This is a genomic window from Nocardia noduli, from assembly GCF_019038455.1.
GTDB classification, from domain to species: Bacteria; Actinomycetota; Actinomycetes; order Mycobacteriales; family Mycobacteriaceae; genus Nocardia; species Nocardia noduli.
Window position 1 is genome coordinate 28,158 of record NZ_JAFMPL010000057.1, and the last position, 20,286, is coordinate 48,443.

The 20,286-nt window shown below is 67.1% G+C and carries 19 protein-coding genes and 1 pseudogene; 8 read left to right on the forward strand and 12 right to left on the reverse strand.

Annotated elements, in window-relative coordinates:
• The first annotated feature begins 14 nt into the window (after nucleotides 1–14).
• A complete protein-coding gene (locus JZ792_RS25485) occupies nucleotides 15–686 on the forward strand; it encodes a TetR/AcrR family transcriptional regulator (RefSeq protein ID WP_308165454.1) in 672 nt (223 codons plus the stop codon).
• A gap of 139 nt (nucleotides 687–825) precedes the next feature.
• On the opposite strand, the gene JZ792_RS42205 is transcribed toward JZ792_RS25485, so the two are convergent.
• Entirely contained in the window at nucleotides 826–2,685 is a 1,860-nt protein-coding gene (locus JZ792_RS42205; protein WP_254190333.1) for a DUF4153 domain-containing protein, read from the reverse strand.
• Between the two features lie 385 nt (nucleotides 2,686–3,070).
• Here JZ792_RS42205 and JZ792_RS25495 point away from each other — a divergent pair, with 385 nt between their 5' ends.
• Nucleotides 3,071–3,853, forward strand: coding sequence for a class I SAM-dependent methyltransferase (locus tag JZ792_RS25495; RefSeq protein WP_216914162.1), 783 nt, complete (start codon nucleotides 3,071–3,073; stop codon nucleotides 3,851–3,853).
• A gap of 64 nt (nucleotides 3,854–3,917) precedes the next feature.
• Here JZ792_RS25495 and JZ792_RS25500 read toward each other — a convergent pair whose 3' ends face one another.
• From JZ792_RS25500 to JZ792_RS43045, 7 genes are all read right to left on the reverse strand, one after another.
• A complete protein-coding gene (locus JZ792_RS25500) occupies nucleotides 3,918–4,970 on the reverse strand; it encodes a fused (3R)-hydroxyacyl-ACP dehydratase subunits HadA/HadB (RefSeq protein WP_216914164.1) in 1,053 nt (350 codons plus the stop codon).
• Between the two features lie 168 nt (nucleotides 4,971–5,138).
• A complete protein-coding gene (locus tag JZ792_RS25505; RefSeq protein ID WP_308165456.1) occupies nucleotides 5,139–6,365 on the reverse strand; it encodes a cytochrome P450 family protein in 1,227 nt (408 codons plus the stop codon).
• Complete coding sequence (locus JZ792_RS25510) at nucleotides 6,362–7,648, reverse strand: cytochrome P450 (protein ID WP_216914166.1); 1,287 nt, start codon at nucleotides 7,646–7,648, stop codon at nucleotides 6,362–6,364. The genes JZ792_RS25505 and JZ792_RS25510 overlap by 4 nt, the downstream gene beginning before the upstream one ends.
• Nucleotides 7,645–8,220 (reverse strand): GTP-binding protein, encoded by a 576-nt coding sequence (locus tag JZ792_RS25515; RefSeq protein WP_216914168.1) that lies wholly within the window; start codon nucleotides 8,218–8,220, stop codon nucleotides 7,645–7,647. The genes JZ792_RS25510 and JZ792_RS25515 overlap by 4 nt, the downstream gene beginning before the upstream one ends.
• 52 nt (nucleotides 8,221–8,272) lie before the next feature.
• A complete protein-coding gene (locus JZ792_RS25520) occupies nucleotides 8,273–8,650 on the reverse strand; it encodes a DUF742 domain-containing protein (RefSeq protein WP_109524743.1) in 378 nt (125 codons plus the stop codon).
• Entirely contained in the window at nucleotides 8,647–9,063 is a 417-nt protein-coding gene (locus tag JZ792_RS25525) for a roadblock/LC7 domain-containing protein (protein WP_216914170.1), read from the reverse strand. The genes JZ792_RS25520 and JZ792_RS25525 overlap by 4 nt, the downstream gene beginning before the upstream one ends.
• Nucleotides 9,063–10,397: a sensor histidine kinase gene (locus JZ792_RS43045; RefSeq protein WP_308165457.1), complete on the reverse strand. Its 1,335-nt coding sequence runs from the start codon at nucleotides 10,395–10,397 to the stop codon at nucleotides 9,063–9,065. The genes JZ792_RS25525 and JZ792_RS43045 overlap by 1 nt, the downstream gene beginning before the upstream one ends.
• 507 nt (nucleotides 10,398–10,904) lie before the next feature.
• On the opposite strand from JZ792_RS43045, the gene JZ792_RS25535 reads away from it, so the two are divergent.
• The 3 genes from JZ792_RS25535 (at nucleotide 10,905) to JZ792_RS25545 (ending at nucleotide 14,769) form a co-directional block, all read left to right on the forward strand.
• Nucleotides 10,905–11,621, forward strand: coding sequence for a metal-dependent hydrolase (locus JZ792_RS25535; protein ID WP_216914172.1), 717 nt, complete (start codon nucleotides 10,905–10,907; stop codon nucleotides 11,619–11,621).
• A 978-nt stretch (nucleotides 11,622–12,599) separates the two neighbouring features.
• The gene (locus tag JZ792_RS25540; RefSeq protein WP_308165458.1) at nucleotides 12,600–13,508 is read left to right on the forward strand and encodes an SMP-30/gluconolactonase/LRE family protein; all 909 of its coding nucleotides are present in this window, start codon (nucleotides 12,600–12,602) and stop codon (nucleotides 13,506–13,508) included.
• A 49-nt stretch (nucleotides 13,509–13,557) separates the two neighbouring features.
• Nucleotides 13,558–14,769, forward strand: coding sequence for an alpha/beta fold hydrolase (locus JZ792_RS25545; protein WP_216914174.1), 1,212 nt, complete (start codon nucleotides 13,558–13,560; stop codon nucleotides 14,767–14,769).
• 21 nt (nucleotides 14,770–14,790) lie between these two features.
• Here JZ792_RS25545 and JZ792_RS25550 read toward each other — a convergent pair whose 3' ends face one another.
• Nucleotides 14,791–15,885 (reverse strand): hypothetical protein, encoded by a 1,095-nt coding sequence (locus tag JZ792_RS25550; protein ID WP_216914176.1) that lies wholly within the window; start codon nucleotides 15,883–15,885, stop codon nucleotides 14,791–14,793.
• A 289-nt stretch (nucleotides 15,886–16,174) separates the two neighbouring features.
• Here JZ792_RS25550 and JZ792_RS25555 point away from each other — a divergent pair, with 289 nt between their 5' ends.
• A complete protein-coding gene (locus JZ792_RS25555) occupies nucleotides 16,175–16,972 on the forward strand; it encodes a HugZ family pyridoxamine 5'-phosphate oxidase (RefSeq protein WP_216914178.1) in 798 nt (265 codons plus the stop codon).
• 10 nt (nucleotides 16,973–16,982) lie between these two features.
• On the opposite strand, the gene gloA2 is transcribed toward JZ792_RS25555, so the two are convergent.
• The 3 genes from gloA2 to JZ792_RS25570 all read right to left on the reverse strand — a co-directional run bounded on the left by gloA2 (nucleotide 16,983) and on the right by JZ792_RS25570 (nucleotide 19,344).
• Nucleotides 16,983–17,369: an SMU1112c/YaeR family gloxylase I-like metalloprotein gene (gloA2, locus tag JZ792_RS25560; RefSeq protein ID WP_216914180.1), complete on the reverse strand. Its 387-nt coding sequence runs from the start codon at nucleotides 17,367–17,369 to the stop codon at nucleotides 16,983–16,985.
• A gap of 83 nt (nucleotides 17,370–17,452) precedes the next feature.
• Nucleotides 17,453–17,989 carry a hypothetical protein gene (locus JZ792_RS25565; RefSeq protein ID WP_216914182.1) on the reverse strand — a complete coding sequence of 179 codons (537 nt, stop codon included), beginning with the start codon at nucleotides 17,987–17,989 and terminating at the stop codon, nucleotides 17,453–17,455.
• 44 nt (nucleotides 17,990–18,033) lie between these two features.
• On the reverse strand, nucleotides 18,034–19,344 hold the full coding sequence (locus JZ792_RS25570) for a hypothetical protein (protein WP_216914184.1): 1,311 nt from the start codon (nucleotides 19,342–19,344) through the stop codon (nucleotides 18,034–18,036).
• Nucleotides 19,345–19,669: 325 nt separating this feature from the next.
• Between JZ792_RS25570 and JZ792_RS25575 the strand changes: the two genes are divergently transcribed.
• Both JZ792_RS25575 and JZ792_RS42215 read left to right on the forward strand, forming a co-directional pair.
• A complete protein-coding gene (locus tag JZ792_RS25575) occupies nucleotides 19,670–20,119 on the forward strand; it encodes a DUF6325 family protein (protein WP_216914196.1) in 450 nt (149 codons plus the stop codon).
• A 19-nt stretch (nucleotides 20,120–20,138) separates the two neighbouring features.
• Nucleotides 20,139–20,286 (forward strand): annotated as a pseudogene (locus tag JZ792_RS42215) (SHOCT domain-containing protein); the annotation flags it as partial.

The following is a 20,286-nucleotide window of genomic DNA, read 5'->3' on the forward strand; positions in this document are numbered from 1 at the left end:
TCAAGATGATCCGCATGGCGACCAAGTCACAGCGGACCGAACGTCGCACCGACGCGCTCTCCAAGCGGCGGATCGTCGAGGCCGCGCAGGACATCCTCGACACCGCGGGCGAAAGAGCTCTGACCTTCCGCGCACTCGCCGCACGCCTGGCGACGGGACCGGGGGCGATCTACTGGCACGTCGCCGACAAGAACGAACTCCTCGCCGCGACCACCGACGACGTCATCGCCCGCGTCATGACCGAGGTCACCGAGGGCGCGACACCTCAGGAAGTGATCCGCTCGGTCGCCGTCGGCGTGTTCGACGTGATCGACACCCATCCCTGGGTCGGCGCCCAACTGGCCCGCGAACCCGCGCAAACCGCCATGCTGCAAATCTTCGAGCGCATCGGTCGCCAACTCGAAGCTCTCGGCGTCCCCGAACGAGCCCAGTTCGACTCCGCGTCCGCGCTCGTGAACTACATACTCGGCGTCGCCGGACAGAACGCGGCGAACGCCCGCATCCACGGCGGCAGAACCGACCGTTCGACCTACCTCGCCACCATCGCCGCACAGTGGGCGCAACTCGATCCGGCCGAATACCCCTTCGTCAGAAGGGTGTCGGCCCAGCTGCGCGACCACGACGACCGCGAACAGTTTCTCGCGGGAATCGACCTCATCCTCGCGGGAATCACCACCGTCGGTTGAGTTGGACCGAGCGCCACGAGGCCAACGACGATGTTTCCATGCGCCCGCCTCATCGCCTGGCTCGCCACCGACGAGGCCTGCTGGATCACCGGGCAGATCATCAACACCGAAGGCGGCTTCCGCCGATCGAACTGATCCCTCAGCGTGCGCGTGCACGCGAGCGATTCCACGAATTCCACGAATCGTCGGGTATGTCGGCGCGAATCGAAGACTGGATCGGGGTGCCCATCGGGGCGGGTAGACGAGTCAGCGCGGGCAGGATATCCGGGGACAGCGTTGTCAGGTATTCGGTGTCGAGTGATTCGCCGTGTTCCCAGCGGTCGATGTTGCGGTCGGCGATCAGCCGTTCCGGGTCGATGAGCGCCAGTGCGAGCAGTGTCGCGAAGGCGGTGCCGAGGGCGGCGCGCGGCAGCCAGGTGAGGTCCAGCCGCGGCAACGCGGCCAGTATGAGCACGAAGATCAGGCCGAGCCAGAGTTCGAAGACTTCGACCAGTAGCCGAAGCACCGTGAACCCGTACGCCTGCTGGTAGGTCCACATTCGCGCCAAGGCCGACGCGACGATCACCAGCGACAGCGTGCTCACCGCGCCGGTCAGGGTTCGCAACCACGCGCGGTCGGTGGCGTTGTCCCTGCCCGCGAGGTGCAATACGACCATGATGACGGCGAGGGTGAGCACCGAGACGATCGACAGCTGCCAGAAACCCGTGCGGGCGTATTCGGCGTAGGTGAGACCGGAGGTGCGCTGCACATAGTCGTCGCCGCCGAACAGCGCGACGAATTGGACCGCGACGAAAAACGCGAACAAGACGGTCAGCGCACCCATCGGCAGCGCCCATTCCTGGCGGCGCAGGCTGCGCTCGGGTGCGGCGGCCAGGGCCGTTGGCGGTGGTCCCGCCAGCAGATACATCGCCCCCAGCGAACCTGCTCCGACCACGACGAACAGTGAAATCCACCGCAGGACCGTGCCGGTGCCGATTTCGGGCACCACATCACCGACCAGTGCGCCGAATGTCGCGTCGGCGCTTCCGAGCAGCGGGACCAGCACCGCGAGCAGCGCGCCGGTGACCAGGATCGACCAACTGGTTCGTACGGAGGGCCCATTGCCGCGAATCCTCTCCGCTCGCGCGTAGGCCCACGGGATAGCCGCCGATATCGTGGCCAACGGTACCGCCACGACGTCGTGCCAGGTGCCCCGAGCCGTGCGCCGTCCGATCACCGCGAGGGAGCCCGCGACCGACGCCGCGATCGCGCACAGCACGAACAGCCACCCCGCAGCACGGAACGTACCCACCGACAGCAGGCCGAGACCTATCGCGGTCCACCAGATTCGTTCACGATTGCGCACCACGCGGGCCAGTGGTGACACGCTTCGATTGTCCTGGGCCGCTTCGGAATCGATCACGGCGACGGCGGCCGCACTCTCCGATACCGTCGACGTGGACGGGACCTCCGCCGCGCGCGCCGCCGGTACCGAAAGGTTCGGCGCGGCGGACCTTCTCGCCCGCCGATCGACCTCGAATATCGCCACCGCGGTGACGGCGGCGGCAAGTAGCCAGCCCAGGCCGGGGCGATCCAGCGGAATCGCGGCCGCCGCGACGGTTCCGCTGACAACCGCGGCGGGCAGCACTCCGGGTGGGCACACGACTCGACGCCAGCGCGGTCCATGTTCGTACGGTGCGGAGCCGCCGGGCGCGGTCGGCCATCCCGCGGGGGCCGGACCACTCGGCACGGAAACCGGTGTCACCGAGGGCATCGGCCCCGGTGGTGGAATCGGTACGTGGTCCGCGTCGGTGACGGTGGACCGCTTCTCCATCTCGGGTTCGGGGGCCGACGGTTCGGATTTCGGCGCGGCCCGTTGCACAGTCGTTGTCGTCACGGCGCGGTGGTCGTCCGAAGATTTCGTGGCCGCGTCGTCGACGGTGGTGTGCGCGGTGCTGTCCGACGTCGGCTCGGCCGTGTCGGCCGCGCGTTCGTCCGTCTGGTCGCCGTGGTCGGTCATCGACCCCTCCCCGTCACCGCTGCGCTGTGTGCCATGAGGGGGACCCTAGCCAGACGGTGTGGAGAGCAGACGCGTCAAATGTGGAGATTCGGCGTGGGTCCGCACCGAGATCGCCACGGCCCGAGCCGTTGTCGGTCCCCGCACGCCCGGCCGCACGCATACCATCAGGCATCCAAACCGCCGCGGCCCTCACACCCGACGCCGTCGACCGGCGAGCGATGGCACAGCCGGTGCCGGTGGACGGCAAGCCGGTCCGGCCACGCGGCGAAACCGAGGCTCAGCGCGGGCGAACTGTTCTGCCCGTGAGCAGAACGCTCGGCAGCTACGAACGAATCGCGTCCGGATAATCCGTTGCCGCCACGCTCACCGACGGGCAGTATTCGGTATGACTTCCGATCTCGTACAACACTATTCGACTGCGTCGGAGGGCGATCGCCTGTTCAGGACCGCGCACGGCCGTCTGGAATTCCTTCGAACGCAACAATTGGTGCGCCGTGTCCTGACGTCGCCGGTGCGGGTGCTCGATGTCGGTGGCGGGACCGGCGTGCATGCCCGATGGCTCGCCGCTGACGGTCATTCGGTACATCTCCTCGACCCCGTCCCCGAACATGTCGAGGCGGCCGCGGCGCTGCCCGGAGTCACCGCACAGGTCGGCGACGCACGACGCCTGCCGACCGCCGACAACTCGGTCGACGCCGTCGTGATGCTCGGTCCGCTGTACCACCTCACGGACTCCGCCGACCGAATGACCGCGTTGAGCGAGGCCGTGCGAGTTCTTCGCCCCGGTGGGATTCTCATCGCGGCGGCGATCAGCCGCTACCTGTCGGCGTTGGAATCCGGCACGAACGGTTCGCTCGACGACACCCTCGCCCCTTCGGTACGGAAGGTGATAGCGACCGGCGAATACGACGGCCACGTCGGTTTCATGCCGACCCACTGGCATACCGCCGACGAGTTGCGTTCCGAGGTCGAAGCGGCCGGTCTCGTCGACGTCCGGATCTACGGCGTCGAGGGCCCCGCCTGGATGGCCCTCGACCAGGCAGGCCCGGGCGGCGACCCGGCACTCATGACAGCCGCCCTACGATGCGCGCGCCTGCTGGAGCAGGACCCACGGATCATCGACACCAGCGCGCACCTCCTGGCCATAGCCCGAACCGCGTCGACCTGACGCAAGTCCCTGGAATTCGCTGGTGGCGGCCGACGATGGTTCGCCGGCCCTCGCACCGGTCTGCTCAGCGGAACTGCATATTGGTGGTCGCCAAGCCGAAGATCTTGCGGCCACCGGACTTCGCCACGATATTGACGACCGCGCTGCGGGTCGCCGGATCGAGGGATTTCACGCGGCCGGTGTATTCGATCTCCCCGCCTTCCTTGGCGTCGACCAGGGCGAAATTCGACAGGCGGACACCGTATCGGGTGACGGCTCCCGGGTCGCCCGACCAGGTGGAAACGAAGCCCGCGCCCAGGCCCATGGTCAGCATGCCGTGGGCGATGACGTCGGGCAGACCGGCCAGCCGCGCCACCCTGTCGTCCCAGTGGATGGGGTTGCCGTCACCGGAGACACCGGAGTAGTTCACCAGGTCACCGCGGGAGATGCGCGCGTTACGGATCGGGAGTTCGTCGCCGACACTCAGATCGTCGAACGAGGCTGCGGTGCAAGGGATCCGGGCAGCACCTTCCAAGGACAGGGTCAACTCCCCCTCCGGGCGGCGCGGAGTCGGCTGCGCGCGGATGGCGGCGATCTCCTCGGCGGTCCGGCCACGACCGAGGATGTTCACGCCGTGCACCATGATGTTCTCCACGGCGTGGGTGATCTCCGGATCCACCCCTTCACCGGCGATGCCGACGACGGTGGTGTGCATGATGTGCACGACCTCGCCGGACCCGTCGGTGAAGGTATTGGTGACGGTGATGAGGTCCTTGCCCGCGATCCGGCGCACCGAGGACAGTTCGACGTCGGTGACGAGCGTGTCGCCCGCGACGATCGGCTTGTACTGCTCGAAAACCTGCTCGGTCTGCACGAACATGTCGTAGCCGACCACCACGGTCTCGAACAGCAGCCGGTTGGCGGCCATCGCCGGAATCGAGGTGAAGGTCAGTGGCGCGACCAGACCGCTGTAGCCGAGTTCCGCCGCCGCGTCCTCGTCCCAGTGCGCGGGGTGGTAGTCCTGCACCGCCCGAGCGTATTCGCGGATCTTCTCCCGCCCGACCTCATAGGTGCTTTCGGCCTGGTAATAGTGCCCCACTTGTGACGCGACATCGGGTGCATCGACTACCGAACTCACGTGAACCTACCCTTTGCTCGAGGAACGGACCCCCGGCACGATATCGGAAAGCCGGGTGCGATCGTGCCAGGACAGACGGATCCGAGCGAGCACGACAGCGCGTCGGACGAAACGATGTGACAGATCATGGCGGTGTCGCCGCCTGCGACGACACCGCGACGACGTCGATCAGCCCAGGCGAACCGGGAACGCCGCCAGATCGTTCTGTGTCAGGACCGGAAGATTGTGGATCTCCTCCACCGGTGTCGCCAGCTGCAATCGCGGGAAGCGGGCGAACAACGCGGGCAGGGCGATACCGCCCTCGAGCCGCGCGAGCGCGGCGCCGGGGCAGATATGCGGACCGTGACCGAAAGTGATGTGCCGGTTCGCCGTCGGGCGATTGACATCGAAAACGTCGGCGTCCGGACCGTGCACGGAACTGTCACGCCCGATCGCACGGTAGGACATGACGACACCTTCACCCTTCTCGATCGTCATACCCTCGACGGTGATGTCCTCGGTCGCGAAACGCATCAGCAGATGCGTGACCGGGCTGTCCCAGCGCAACGTCTCCTCCACCGCGACATCCCAGCCGACATCACCGGAGCTGACCTGCGCCAACTGCTCCGGATTGGTCAGCAGTGCGCGAACCGCGCAGAGGATGAGCCCGATCGTGGTCTCGTGGCCCGCCGCGACGAGGGCCTTGAGGTTGCCGACCACTTCTTCCTCGGTCAGCGGTTCACCGCCGTCGGTGGCCTGGATCAGGGCACTGGTCAGGTCGTCGGTCGGATCGGCGGTCTTCTTGCGCACCAGGGTGGTGAAATAGGCGTCGAGTTCGTCGATGACGCGCAACCGCTCGTCCTGCGGGGTCAACAGCGAGAAGAACGCCTTGTACCAGTCGAGCAGCATGGCGTGATCGCTGCGGTCGACCCCCATGAGCTCGCTGACCACCCGCATCGGCAGCGGATAGGCGAAGACGGACTTCAGGTCGACCGTGGCTCCCCCGCGCCCCGCCTCCTCGAGATCGTCGAGCAATTCGGCGGTGAGCCGCTCGACCACCGGGCGCAGCGCGTCCAGCCGACGCTTGGTCAACGCCTGCGTGGTCTTGATCCGCAGCCTGCGGTGTTCGGGACCGTCGACGGTGAACATGGAACGGCCCGCGTCGATCATGCCGATCAGCGGCCACTGCCTGGTCACCACCCCGTTCTGCCACAGCGACCACGCGTTGATGTCCTTGACCAGGCGGGTATCGACCAGCAACTGCCTGGCCAGCGTGTGACGGGTCACCGTCCACGCGGGCACCCCGAGTAACTCGATGCGCTCGACCGGCTCCCCGGCCACCAGCCGGGCGGTCTCGCCCGCGAGATCGGCGACCATGGGATCGATGACGAGAGCATGTGGGCAGACCTGACTCACGGAGTACCTCCAACAGCACGGACCGGGGTGAAACGGACTGGCAGTGATGTCATTCCACGAAGGAACGCCGAAGGCCGACGCACCAACGTCTCGGCGGGAATCGCGAGATCGATATCGGGCAGGCGGTCGAGCAGCACCTCCAGACCGGTGCGCGCGATGATCTCGGCGATCTGCTGCGCCGGGAACGGGCACCGGTACTCACCGTGGGAGAACGCGAAATGCGCGCAGTTACCGGTGTAGGCCGGTTCGACCGAATCCGCCACGTGCTGACGCACATGCGGATCGGAATTCGCGGCCGCCAGCCCGAGCAACAACATGTCACCGCGTCGAATCACGCTGTCGCCCAACCGGGTATCGCGGGCGGCCCAGCGACCCGACAGGATCTGGGTCGGCGTGTCCTCCCACAGGACCTCGTTCATCGCCTGACCGACACTGTGGCGGCCGCCGCCCATCGACGCGGCGAACCGGTCGTCGGTGAGCATCAGACGCACCGAATTGCCGATCCAGTCCGACGTCGGCAGATGCCCGGCCGCCGTGATCGCCATCAGGTCGAGCACGTACTCCTCGTCGGTGAACGACCCTTCGTGCTCGAGCATCCGCGAGACCAGACTGTCGCCTGGCCGCGCCTTGGTCGAGGCCAGCAATTGCTGCATATGACCGAAGAACTGCCCGTGCGCGGCTTGGGCGTCCGCGCCGCCGTCGGCCAGGGCCTTCATCGTCCAGGCGAGCTGGCCGCCGACCTCGTCGGGGAACCCGAGGATCCAGGCGAGCGCGAGAATCGGTAGCGGCTCGGCGTAGTCGGCGACGAGTTCGGCTTCGCCCTTACCGCAGAAATTATCGATCAGCCGGTCGGCCAGATCCTCACAGACGCGACGCAACGCGTACTGGTCGACGGTGTCCATCGCCGACTCGACCATCTCGATATGCCTGCGATGTTCCGCGCCCGCGGTGTAGTACACCGACGGCATCGGCTGCCCGACCATCGGCCGCAGCGGCCAGTCCTCGGGAATCTCGGGCCACTGGTTCCACAGCGCGACATCACGCGGGAACAACTCCGGATCACTGGTGACCTGATGCATCTCGCGATAGCCGATGACCAGCCAGGCCGGAACACCGCCGGGCAGTTCCACCGAGACCACCGGACCGTGCTCGCGCCGCATATCGTTGTACAGGCGCTGCGGATCGGAATGGAAACGCGGACCGCTCAGCGGAACCGGAGCTTTCCCGGCCGGCGCGGCACGGGTGCCCGTGCTGTCCGCGGAGACGACGTTCGGGTTGGTCACGACACGTTCTCCGGGGTCCGTCCGACGAAGGATCGACGCTCACGCGCGACGGCGCGGCACGCGAACAGCCGCTCGACCAGCGCGACCAGCACATCTCTACAGGATTCACGCGACCGCGCGTCGCAGTCGATGAGGGGCACATCCGGGTCCAGATCGAGCGCGTCGCGAATCCTGGCCGGGTCCAGCGATCCACCGAAATTGTTGCAGGCGACGATGAACGGAATCCCCTGGTGCTCGAGTCGATCGATGGCGTACCACGAATCGGCGATCCGCAGCGGATCGAGCAGCACGATCGCGCCGAGCGCGCCGGTGAACAGTCGATCCCACAGGAACCAGAACCGTTCCTGTCCCGGCGCGCCGAACAGGTACAGGACGTGTTCGGCGTCGATGCTGATCCGCCCGAAGTCGAACGCGACCGTGGTAGTCGTCTTACCGGTCACCCCGGTGAGATCGTCGACGTGCAGACCTTCCTGGGTCATCGTCGCTTCGGTGTCGAGGGGGCGGATCTCGCTCACCGAACGCACCATGGTGGTCTTGCCGACACCGAAACCGCCGACGATCACGATTTTCAAGCCCTGACGGGTGTCCGAGTGCAGCGGTGCGTCGGCGCGGGTCGGCCGAGGGTCAAATATTGCGGAGTCCAACGAGCACCTTCTCGAGGGTGGTGGTGTCCGGCATCGAATTCCACGGCGCACCGGGGGTAGTCGCCTTGCCGATCTGGGGGTGACGCACAGTGATCTTGCCCGCGTGCAGCAGGTCCGAAAGCAGAATCGTGGTGATGCCGACGGGAATTCGCAGTTCCGCGGCGATCTCGACCACCGCGGTCGGCGCCCGGCACATGGTCAGGATCGCGGCGTGTTCGCTGCTCATCCCCGATGTCGGCTCGGATTCGCTGACCACCAGGGTGACGAAGTCGAAGCGCTCGTAATCCGGTTTGCTTCGGCCGCCGGTCAGTGTGTACAGCCGGTCGGGATCCTCGTCACGGCCTGGTCTACTGCTCACGACACGCTCTCCTCCCCGAAGCGCGGGGTGGTCGCCAAATGATCACCGAGCTGTTCGACCAACTCCCGCATGTTGTGGCCGACCAGTCCCGCGTCCGAGTCCTCCCCCGCGACGACCGCGATATGCGCGCCCATGCCCGCGTCGACGATGAACAGGATGCCGCCGTAGAACTCGGTCATCGACTGACGCACACCAGAGCGTCCGTCACCGAATTCGATCGACGCACCGTGCGAGAGGCTCTGGATCCCGGCGGCGATGGCCGCCAGTTGATCGGCACTGTCCTCGGTGAGCCGTTCGCTGTGGCACATCTTGAGCCCGTCGCTGGACAGCAGCAGCGCATGCCTGGTGCCCGGGGTGCGGGACAGCAGTTGTTCGAGCAACCAGCTCAGCTGCGAAGGCACGGAAGTTGTCATCAGTCGTTCTCCTGGGCGGCAGATGGGGCGGATACGGCGGGCTCCCGGCCGGTGATCGCCCGCTGGAACGCACCGAGCGCGGCGGGTTTCGTCGTCGTCGGCGGGGAGCTGATCTCGGCGGGCTTCTTGTCGCTCAGACCTTCGGGATGGACAGCGGCGAAAGTACTTCCACGCCGCCGTTTGGGCAGTTCGATACCAGTCGAGGACGGAGCGGGCGCGGCCGCGACCGGCGCGGCGACCGCGAGGGCCCTCGGTGCGGGCGGACCGACCGGGGGCTCGACCACGGAGATGTCGACCCTGGTGGTGAGATCTCGCGGCACCACGACAACGACAGCGGTGCCGCCGATCGCGGAGGGCCGGTAGGACACGGTGAGCCCGTGTTTGCGGGCCAGGTAACCGACGACCGCGAGACCGAGCCTGGTCCCCGACAGGGTCGACAGATCCGTTCCCGAGGTGTTCCGGCTACCGGGCGCGACAGACGAGACGGACGCTTCGGCGCGGCGCAGCGCGGATTCGCTCATCACCAGGCCGCTGTCCTCGATGGTGATCACCACGCCCGCGGGAACCTCGGCCGCGTAGAGATGCACCTCGGTGGTCGGCGGTGAGAAGTTACAGGCATTGTCGATCAATTCGGCGAGGGCGTGCATGACGCCCTCGGCCGCGTGGCCCGCGATCGCGATATTCGCGACGGCGCGTAACCGGACCCGTTGATAACCCGCGACGCGGCCCATCGCGCCACGCAGAATCGACTGCATGGCGATGGGTTTGGCCCAGCGCCGACCCGACCGCGAACCGCTGAGCACAGCGATACTGTCGGCGAGGCGGCCCGCCTGGGCGGTGTGATGGTCCAGTTGCAGCAGGTCGGCGAGCACGGACGGATCGGAGTGCTTGTGCTCCATTTCGCGCAGTTCGGCGAGCATACTGGTCGTCATGGCCTGCATACGTCCCGCGGCGCCCGCGAACGCCGCCATGGCCGCCACGCGACGACTCTCACTGCTCCTGGCCGCCGAATAATGTTCCGCCGTGGCTTTTTCCGCGGCCACGACCTGGGAACGTAGCTCGGCGGTCGCCGAGACGATGGTGGCGTGCGCTTCGTCGCGCGTGTCGAGCACATCGCCGCGTGCGGCGGCGAGTTGTTCACGGGTACTGACGGCCTCGGCGCGGGCATCCAGGGAAGCCCTCCGGAAATACACCGCCGCCGACACCGCTACCGAAAGTACGACCGCGGTCGTTCCGCCGCCGATGGCCAACGGAATTCGCATTTCCTCCGGCGCGTAGTACACCGCGACGCCGACGCCGCCCGAGGAGATGAGAAGGCATCCCCACCATGTCACGTGTGGGAGGCGTCTACCACGGACCGGAGGGTCCCCAACGCCGTCATCCACTTGATTCGATGACTGTGACAAAGTCCGTACTACCACCCTCGCGCGCTCGCCTACCGGGGAAAATGTCGTTGTCCCCTGACACCTCACTTCTTGTTCGGACATTGTCAAATAAGCAGACCGACAAGCAGTTTCGAATATCGGGACACGAGCATAGCCGTAGCCGGGAATGCACGCGACCGGTAGGTCACGAGAAGATGTCGATCAGCGGCATTGCGCTGGCTACGGCCACGAAATCGGCGTCTGCGACAGGAGTTGCCACGAGGTCGCCCACGTCTCGTGCCGGAAATGCCACGGCGACAGGTCGTTCGCGGGGACCGATGGCGGCAGGATCGTCCGCGGTCGACGACCAGCCCGTTGGTGATCTTGATAACACAGACGTATCACCTTGTGCGCCAACACTATCCGGCATCGACGCGGCTACTGTTCGTTCGCCTGTTCGACTAGCGTTGAACCATTATGCTCGGACACTCACATGCGACCAGTGGCGCGTTGGCCTGGTCGGGGGCAGCAGTGGCGCTACCCATCACCGCGTTGACCTATCCGGCCGTGCAGGCCGGCGTCGGACATCTCGGCATCGCCGACCTGTTGCTCGGCACCTTCCTCACCGCGGGAGCCGCACTGCTCCCGGACGCGGACCACCCCAACAGTTCCATCGCACACGTGCTCGGACCGATCTCCTACATCCTGTGCACGATCATCTCGAAGGTATCCGGCGGACATCGGCACGGCACGCACTCGCTGCTGTTCGTCGCTCTCGTCACCTACGGAACGTGGGCAGGCGTGCACTGGCTCGGCAAACCGTTCACCCTCGCGCTCGTATTCTTCCTACTGGCCTTGGCCGTTCGCGCCCTGCACCTGTGCCCCGGCGGCGACAGCGTGAAAGCCTGGGGCACCGTCGCCGTCCTGGCCGCCGCCGGAACATTCGCCATGGATCACTGGCTGGCAGACAAACCGTCGTGGCTGCCCTTCGCCGTAGGACTCGGCGCCCTCGCCCACATCCTCGGCGACTGCCTCACCGACAAGGGGTGCAGGCTCTTCTGGCCGTTCGATATCCGGGTGCGGTTCCCGATCATCGAACGCACCGGCAACAAGGTCGAGACCTGGCTCATCTCACCGCTTTTCGTCGCGGGCACGCTCGCGGTGCTCTGGTACGCGATCACACGGCAGCCGTGAGAGCGGCGCCGATTCCCGATCGGCGCCACCACCGCGAGTCGACCGCCGAGGACGGAAACGTACTCCGCGTGGAGCCTTCGCCGTCTCGAGCCTTCTTTGGTAGTGGAAGGTATTCGATGAAAGTTGACTGGATATGGCATTGATGCATCCATACGCATATCCAGATAGCGGGATTTATCGAATGACCTGTCGTGCGACTACGACATAGACGACGAGCCGAAGCAGGACACAGTCCGACAGAGTACAGCCGCGCGGTGCCACCGAGAGTTCCCTCGCCAAGCCGCCGTTCGGGACGACACTTCCCCGGCGCTGGAAGGCCATGGCTCTCCCCCACGATCCGGATGCGACCGCGACATGTGTCGCGAGATCCGCGGCCGCCGATCAGCCGAATCCGTCGTCACGCGATCGATGCCCGCAGTCAGCAAAGCAGCAACCAACCCACACCGCAGCACAAGAACCCGAAAACCGTGCCCTACCAGCGCCCTACGCCATATCCGCCCGAAATTCGGCCGATGCTACGGCTACCCCAACGGGTGACCCCGATAGCCATCCAGAACCGCGAGCCGATGTTGGCGGTCGCCTGCGCCTGTTGCGACCGGCGCCTGCCAGTCGCCGCCGAGCAAGGCTGAGCGCGACAGTCGCGTTGGCCGGCCCGATCCGGCACTGCTGCAACAGCCTGTGCGCGCAGGGCCAGGGGCCTCGCTGTTACAACAGTGCATGTGAGGCCACTTCCCCGTCTATGCGGTTTTTGGTGTGAGTTTCAGCTGTGGTCGACCGATTAAATAGCGCGCTTGCATGCGTTGATGCGCATATCTACGTAGCACTATTTATTTTATGGTTCAACCGACCATGCGATGCGTGACGTCCGAGCTAACCTGAGCCATGACCGCCGGACCGACAATGAAGCCGCAGCGCTGGCAACCTCCCCGAGCCACGGCTCGCGCACGCCGAACCAGCAGCACTCCTCCCCTGCCCCGGGTGAGCCGACTCGAACTTCCCGGCGACGGGCCCGAGGATGTCGTTCGCTCCCCCGACGGCAAATTGATCGTCGGAATACACGACGGTTCCATCCTGGCGATCGATCCGGCCGACGGGTCGGTACAGACGCTGGCCCACACCGGCGGCAGGCCGCTCGGCCTGCACGCCGACGCGGACGGCAGTCTGCTCATCTGCGATTTCGAGCGGGGGCTGCTCGAACGGCACCGCGATGGCACGGTGGAGGTGCTCGTCGACGAGATCGACGGCGAGCGGTTGAAATTCGCGAGCAATGTCGTGCGCGACACCGACGGCACGATCTACTTCTCCTCGTCCTCGAGTCGGTACTCGCTCGCGGAATACACCGGCGACCTGCTGGAACATTCGGGCACCGGCAGGCTGATGCGCCGGGATCCGGACGGTAAGGTCGAAACCCTCATCGCGGGATTGCAATTCGCGAACGGGGTGGTGCTGGCGCCCGACCGCACCTGCGTGCTGGTCGCGGAGACCGCGGGCTACCGGGTGGCACGCTATTGGCTGACCGGCCCGAAAGCGGGTACCCACGATCTCCTCGTCGAGAATCTGCCCGGGTTCCCGGACAATATGGCCCTCGGCAGCGACGGCTTGGTGTGGATCGCGGTTCCCGCTCCGAGGGATCCGCTGCTGGATCGTCTGCTTCCGCTGCCGGGAATTCTGCGGCGCATCGTCTGGGCGCTGCCGGATCGTGCCCGGCCGAAGCCGAAACGCACGGTGTGGGTGCAGGCGGTCGACTTCGAAGGCCGGTTGGTGCACGACCTGCAATGCGAAGGCACCGATTTCTCGATGGTGACCGGTGTCGTCGAGCAGGACGGGACGTTGTATCTGGGCAGCCTCACGGAGTCCGCCGTGGCGGTCACACGGGTTCCCTCGTAGGCCGACGCCACCGCAACCTATTTCAGTGCACGACTGTACACTGAAATGCATGAATGGCACCCACCCGCAACGTCGGGCCGAAGTGCGGGCGCTGGCGCGGTTGGCCGGAGACGAACTCGGCGGCGCGGTCGACGGTATCGGCGCGGTCCATCGCGCGATCTCCGACCGGGTCTTCGCCGCGGTCCGGCTCGGCGTCGGTCCGGCGGCGCGGCCGGTGAAACTGGTGCACGACACGATCACCGACGGCGTGTACCGCGCGGTGAGCGCAGCGGCGGTCGCCGCGGGCGCGGTCGCGGAGCATACGGCCGACGCGCCCGGCGTCGCGCCCTCGCGCACCGTCTACGGTTCGGGATTACTCGCCGCGTTGCAGGGGCTGATCGGCGACACGCTCGCCGACGAGCGGCCGATTCTGGCCGGACCCATGACCTTCCGGTGCGAGGGAGCACCGGTCGGCGCCGAACAGGTCGGGGCGGGGCTCGCGCGGCCGAGCGGGCATATCGTGGTCTTCCTGCACGGACTGGTGGAAACCGAACATGCCTGGCATCTGGGCGGCGGGCCCAGCTATGCCGAGCGGCTCGACACCGACATGGACTGCTCGGCGCTACAGATCAGATACAACAGCGGTCTGCGCATCCACGACAATGCCGCGCAGCTGAGCGAACTGATGCAGCGACTGGTCGATCACTGGCCCGTGCCGGTGGAGCGGATATCGCTGGTAGGTCATTCGATGGGCGGACTGATCGTGCGCGGCGCGTGCTTCGAAGCCACCGAAGCCGAGCGGACGTGGGTGCGCGCGGTACGCAAGGTCGTGTGCCTCGGTTCTCCGCATCTGGGCGCACCGCTGGAACAGGTGGTCCACTACGGCTCGTCGCTGCTCGGCCTGCTGCCGGAGACACGCCCGTTCGGGCGGTTGCTGCGTAGGCGCAGCGCCGGAATTCGGGATCTGCGGCGGGGATCGGTACTCGAGGACGCCGAGGCCGCCGATATTCCGCTGCTCGAAGGCGTCGACCACTACTTCGTGACGGCGAGTATCACCCGTAGTCCGCGTAATCCACTCGGGCGCGTACTCGGTGACGGCCTGGTGCTCACGCCCAGCGGCGCGGGCAGGAACCGATCCCGTCGTATCGGTTTCGAGGAATCGAACGGTCTACATCTGCCCGGGGCGAACCATTTCACGCTCCTCAACCACGAGGCCGTGTACGCGGCGCTGCGTGACTGGCTCGGCGCCTCGGAGGCCGCCCGGGCCGACAGCACCGGCTGAGGCGGCGAATATTCGGTCCGGTCAGAACAGTTGGTCGGAGTGGGCTTCCGCTTCGGCGCGCACGTCGACGGCGAACTGTTCCTCGATCGCGTCGTCGTCGCCCGCGCTGTGTGCCGCGTAGAGCAGCAGGCAACCGCGGATTCCGTCGAGCAGATCTTCGAGCAGGTCCAGCGCGGGGCGGACCGGGTCGAGCCTGCTGATCCGGAATTCGGCGAGCATCGCGGCGCGCGTGGCGCTGTCGACCTCGTATTTGCGCGCCTGCTCCTCGATTTCGGCCACGCGTGCGACGACGCCCCACGGCGAGGGCACATGGCCTTCCGATACCGCGATGGCCTCGGCGATCAGATCGACGACGATCTCGGTGGGGCTCTCCCCCGCGACCGAGCGTTCCAGGACCAGCGTCGGGGTCTGGACCTGGAGCGCCTCGATATCGTCGGCTTCGACCACGACTTCGGCGGCGGGTACGTCGGCGATCTCCGCGGTCACCTCGGCGGCGGCGTAGAGCCAGTGGGCGGCCGCGACCGAGGCCGAAGCCGGGTCGAGTTCGGTGAACAATTCCAGGGAGCCGAGCGGATCGGCGCGCAGCAGTTCGTGGGCGGCCTGGACCTGCGCCGGGGAGACGTCGGGGCGCGACATCTCCACCGCTTGGCGCGAGCGGCCCGACAGATCTCCCAGTTCGGCGGATTCGATCGCCGCCTGTTCGTGCTCGACCTCGGAGACGATGACGTCGGTCAAGGTCTCGATGTCGATTCCGTGCAGTGCGCGTCCGACCCGGTGCGCGGATTCGACGACGCCGCTGTAGGAGACGATGAGTCCCTCTTCGGTGGGTAGGTGCGGGGCGCGGATGCCCGCCTCGACCTCTTTGAAGTTGCGGCGTTCCTCGGCCCGTCGCCACGCTTCGCTGTTGGGCACGTCGGGGTCGCCCGCGGCGCTGGCGGGGTGGGTGTAGGTGCGCCATTGGAATCGCGACAGGGTGGTCAGATTCGACGCGAGGCTCGTCGCCTGATCCGAACTGACCGGTGGGAGCACGGCCACGGTCTCGGACAGGTCGCCGCGTCCGGTCGCCCAGATTGCCACGAGTGCGTTGCGGCCTGCGTCGAATGCGTATCGGGTCACGTCGCCCAGTCTTGCCGATATACCGTCGCGGCGCTTGCGCAATACGTCCCATTTGCGACACGGGGCCGGGCGTTTCCACGCCGTTCGGTGACCGGCGGCGACAAAACCCTTGCTGACGACGTGTTTTCGAGAAACGGTCACGGCGGTTCCCGGTGACGGACGCGAGATGTGTCACGTCGGAGCACCGGTGCGTCCGCGAGCGGACTCGCCGGTCGGGGACCGATGGTCGCGGTGCGACAATCGACGGCAGGCACCGGGCAGTCCGGCCCGGCCGGACCAAGGATGGCAGATGACTCTCGATCACGGTGACCCGGGCGACGCGCCTTCGATTCCGGTGCCCACCGCGCCGGTGGTGAATTCGGCGCGTCCGGCGGCGGCCGAGGAGGCGAGGACCATCGCCGCGTCGACCAATACCGCGACGCTGGCGAGTCTGAGCGAGGACGGGACGCCGTGGGCGTCGTTCGTCACCTACGGTCTGCTCGACGGTCAGCCGGTGCTGTGCGTGTCGCGGATGGCCGAGCACGGTCGCAATCTGGAGGCCGATCCACGGGCGAGTATCGCGGTGGTCGAGCCGAATCCGCCGTCCGATCCGTTGGCGGGAAGCCGGATCACACTGGCCGGTGTGGTGGAACTGCCGGTCGGCGACGAAGCGGCGGCGGCGCGGGAGGCGCATCTCGCGGCGGTGCCCGCGGCGAAGTACTACATCGATTACAGCGATTTCTCGCTGTGGGTGCTGCGGGTGCGCCGGATTCGCTGGGTCGGCGGGTACGGGCGGATGGATTCGGCGAGCGCCGAGGATTACGCGGCGGCGGCGCCGGATCCGGTGGCGCCGAGCGCGGCGCGCGCGATCGAACATCTGAACGCCGATCACGCGGATTCGCTGCTGTCGATGGCGCGGGTCCTGGGTGGCTATCCGGATGCGACCGAGGCCGCGTGCGAACGGGCCGACCGGTACGGGCTGGATCTTCGCGTGGTCACCGCGCGCGGTGTCGCCCGCACCCGCGTGGGGTACGCGCAGCGGATCGACAGCGCCGATCAGCTCAGGGCGGCGACGGTGGAGTTGGCTCGGCGGGCGCGCGAGGCCTGAGCCGGCGCCCTCACGCTTCGTACAGTTCCAGCGGCAGATCGTCGGGGTCGTAGAAGAAGGCCATGTGCTTGCCGGTCGCGTCGTCCACCCGCAGTTCCTCGGTGCGGACACCGCGTGCGGCGAGTTCGGCGAGTGTGGCGGCGACGTCGGTGACCACGAAGGCGAGGTGGCGCAGCCCGCACGCCTCGGGTCGGGTTCGCCGGGGCGGGGTGACCGGGAACGAGAACAGTTCGACGTGGCCGCCGCCGGGGATCGCCAGATCGAGTTTGTAGGAGCGACGCTCGGCGCGGTATTCCTCGGCGATCACCTCGAGCCCGAGGGTGCCGGTGTAGAACTCCTTCGATTTCCGGTAGTCCGAGGCGATGATCGCTATGTGGTGGATCCCGAGGAATTCCATGGGCGCAGACGGTAGCGCAGGGCCGGGGTCGAGCGGGCGAGGTCAGGGCGTACTCGCCGCGATCCCGCTACTCGGGCTCGCGGTCAGTGCGTGAGGATCACTTTCACGACGACGACGGTGGTGGCCACGGCGGTGAGCGCGAGCGCGGCCAGCACCGATCCCCTGGTGGGACGTTCACCTTTGAGTCGGCCGATGACGAAGACGATGCCGCCGATGCGCAGCAGGATCACGATCTCGGCGACCAGTTGCGCGGTTCCGTGGTCGAGCCACCCGAGCAGGCCGGTGGCGAGGATGGCGCAGGGCAGCAGCGCGGAGGTGAGAATCGGCACGGAATTGCGCAGGCCGCGCAATTGCTCGGTGCGGCTGCCGATGCTGCCCTCGCCGACGCTGCGGCCGACCGCCTCGGCGAACAGGTGTGCCACGAACGTCGACAGCGCCGTGCCGAGCACGATCAGGATTCCGGCGTGGACGTCGGTGGTGACGACGGGTACCAGCGCCGCGAGTACGAGGACGTTCCCGTAGATGTAGGCGCTGATCCGCCCCGCGGCGTTCTTGCGGTCCAGTGGCTTGTCGCGCGAGAACAGCGGACGGTGCAGGAACGTGTCGGCGACGGTCTTCACGCGGCCTCACCCCCGCCGTGCGGGCCGCGAGCGCACCCGGCGACTCACGGCGTACGGTGCTCTGCGGTGACGGCGGGGCGGGCGACCAGTTCCACGAGTACCAGTGCGGCCGCGGCGATCACGAGGGTGACCATGACGACGAGCCCGGACGGGTACTTCCAGAACACCAGGGTGACGGCGGCGATCGCGACGACGGCCACACGCAGGGCGACCCGGTGCGAGGCGACGGCGACTTCGACCGGATGCGGCGCACGGCCATCGGCCGAACCGCGGACCCGGTCGGTGATCGCGCCGAATCCGTGCCGGACCGAGCGGGCGGATTTCGAGGATCCGGCCAGGTAGCCGACCGCCGCGATCGCCACGGCCAGCACGAATACCGCGCGCATGGCGGTGCGCAGCGGCAGGGCCAGCGTGTCGAACAGGGCCGCGGCCGCGTCGCGGGACAGCGCCTCGGCGGGCACGTCCCCGAGATAGATCGCACGGCCGATGCTGATCGCCACCACCAGCAGCAGCATGGCGACGGCGATGGCGACCCCGACCAGTGAGAAGGCGCGCAGGCGACTGCCTCCCGGCGCGAGCAGCACGGCCCCGGCCGCCACGAGCAGTACCGCGAGCGGCAGGACGGTGGCCGCGTTGTTCAGCGCCGACACCGCTCGCTGGGCTTTGACGAGTCCGGGTGATTCGAAGAGTACGAAGGTCGCGTCGACGGTGGGGATCTTGTCGGCGAAGGTGAATCCGCGTTCGTCGAGTTCGGTGCGCACGCCGTCGATGATCGGTGCCAGCGCGATGGCGACGGTGCCGTCGTCGTCGATGCGGACACCGGGCCTGGTCTCCCCGGTGACGACCGCGACCATCGTCTTGTGCGCTTCCCGGTTGGCCCGGATCCACAGTGCCTCGAATCGGTCCGATGCCACGAAGGAGTCGACGGTGTCGTGAACGAAGGAGCGGGCTTCGTCGGCGAGGACGGGGGCGAGGCCGATGACGGCGGTGGGTACGCGGGGCGCGTTCTCGGTCAGTGCGGTCAATGCTTCGGTGGTCAGGCGCTGCACGTCGACGCGGGTCATGATCTGGTCGGTGATCCGGTCCGACAGTTCGGCCTGGAGGACCGGGTCGGCGGCCAGCGGTGTCATCGTCTGCACGTATCGGTCGGTGTCGAGTACCTCGGCGCGGACGTAGCGCGCGGGGACAGTGGCGAAGGCGAGGACGGCGACGAGTACGAGCAGGATCGCCGCGCCGGTCCAGCGCAATCCACGGTGGCCGCGCGTTTCCGCTTTTCGGGTGACTTCGCGACGGAGGCGCTCGAGTTCCGCGCGTTCGTCGGCATCCAGTGGTGCGCCGACTTCCGGAGAATTCATGGATTTGTCCGTATCCGTGAGGTCGAAACGAATAACACGGCGGAATACATCGTTCGAAATCAACAGTCGCGCAAACAGACCGTAGCAAGATTATCAGCATCCGTATCGAGGTCGATGACACTATTCGGGACCGATCGAGAGTGATCATTTTGTGCTCTATCCCCGCATTGCCGTCCGTGGAATACTCTGATCTACCGGCTGTCGACGCGGGTATCGGTTCGTGAATCCCGTACCGCGTCCGACGGTCCGGCGCACACTTACCCCCCCCGGTGGTGGCGATCGATGACTGACCATCACCCTGATCTGTCCGAAACGAGGATCTATGGTGAACGAGACGGATATCGAGGAACTCGGCCCCATCGATTATCTGGTGGTGGAATTCCCCGCGGACCGGCAACCCGATGGTTCGGCATTGCCGCTGCTGCGAGATCTTGTCGAACGGGACATCATTCGCGTACTCGACCTCGGTTTCGTGCGGAAGCAGCAGGACGGTTCACTGGTCGGGCTCGAGATCAGCGAAGTCGGGCTGGAGGGCCAAGTCGACATCACGCTGTTCGCGGAGGCGACCTCGGGTCTGCTGGATCGCAACGATCTGGCCGAAGCGGGCGCGGCACTGGAACCGGGCTCGTCGGGGGCTGTCGTGGTCTACGAGAACCGGTGGGCCGCACCGTTCGCTGTGGCGTTGCGGCGCAGCGGCGCACAACTCGTCGCGTCCGGCCGCATTCCCACCCAGAGTCTGCTCGGTGCGCTCGACGCACTGGAAACCGCCCGCTGACGGATCGAAGGAGTACATCATGCCCGGTCTCTTGCGAGGAGTCGCCCGCACCGCCGCGATCGCCGGCACCGCGACGGCGGTGTCCAATCGCGTGTCACGACGGCAGGGGCAGCGGTGGTCCCAGCAGGCCCCCGCTCCGCAACAGGCTCCCCCGCCGCCTCCGCCAC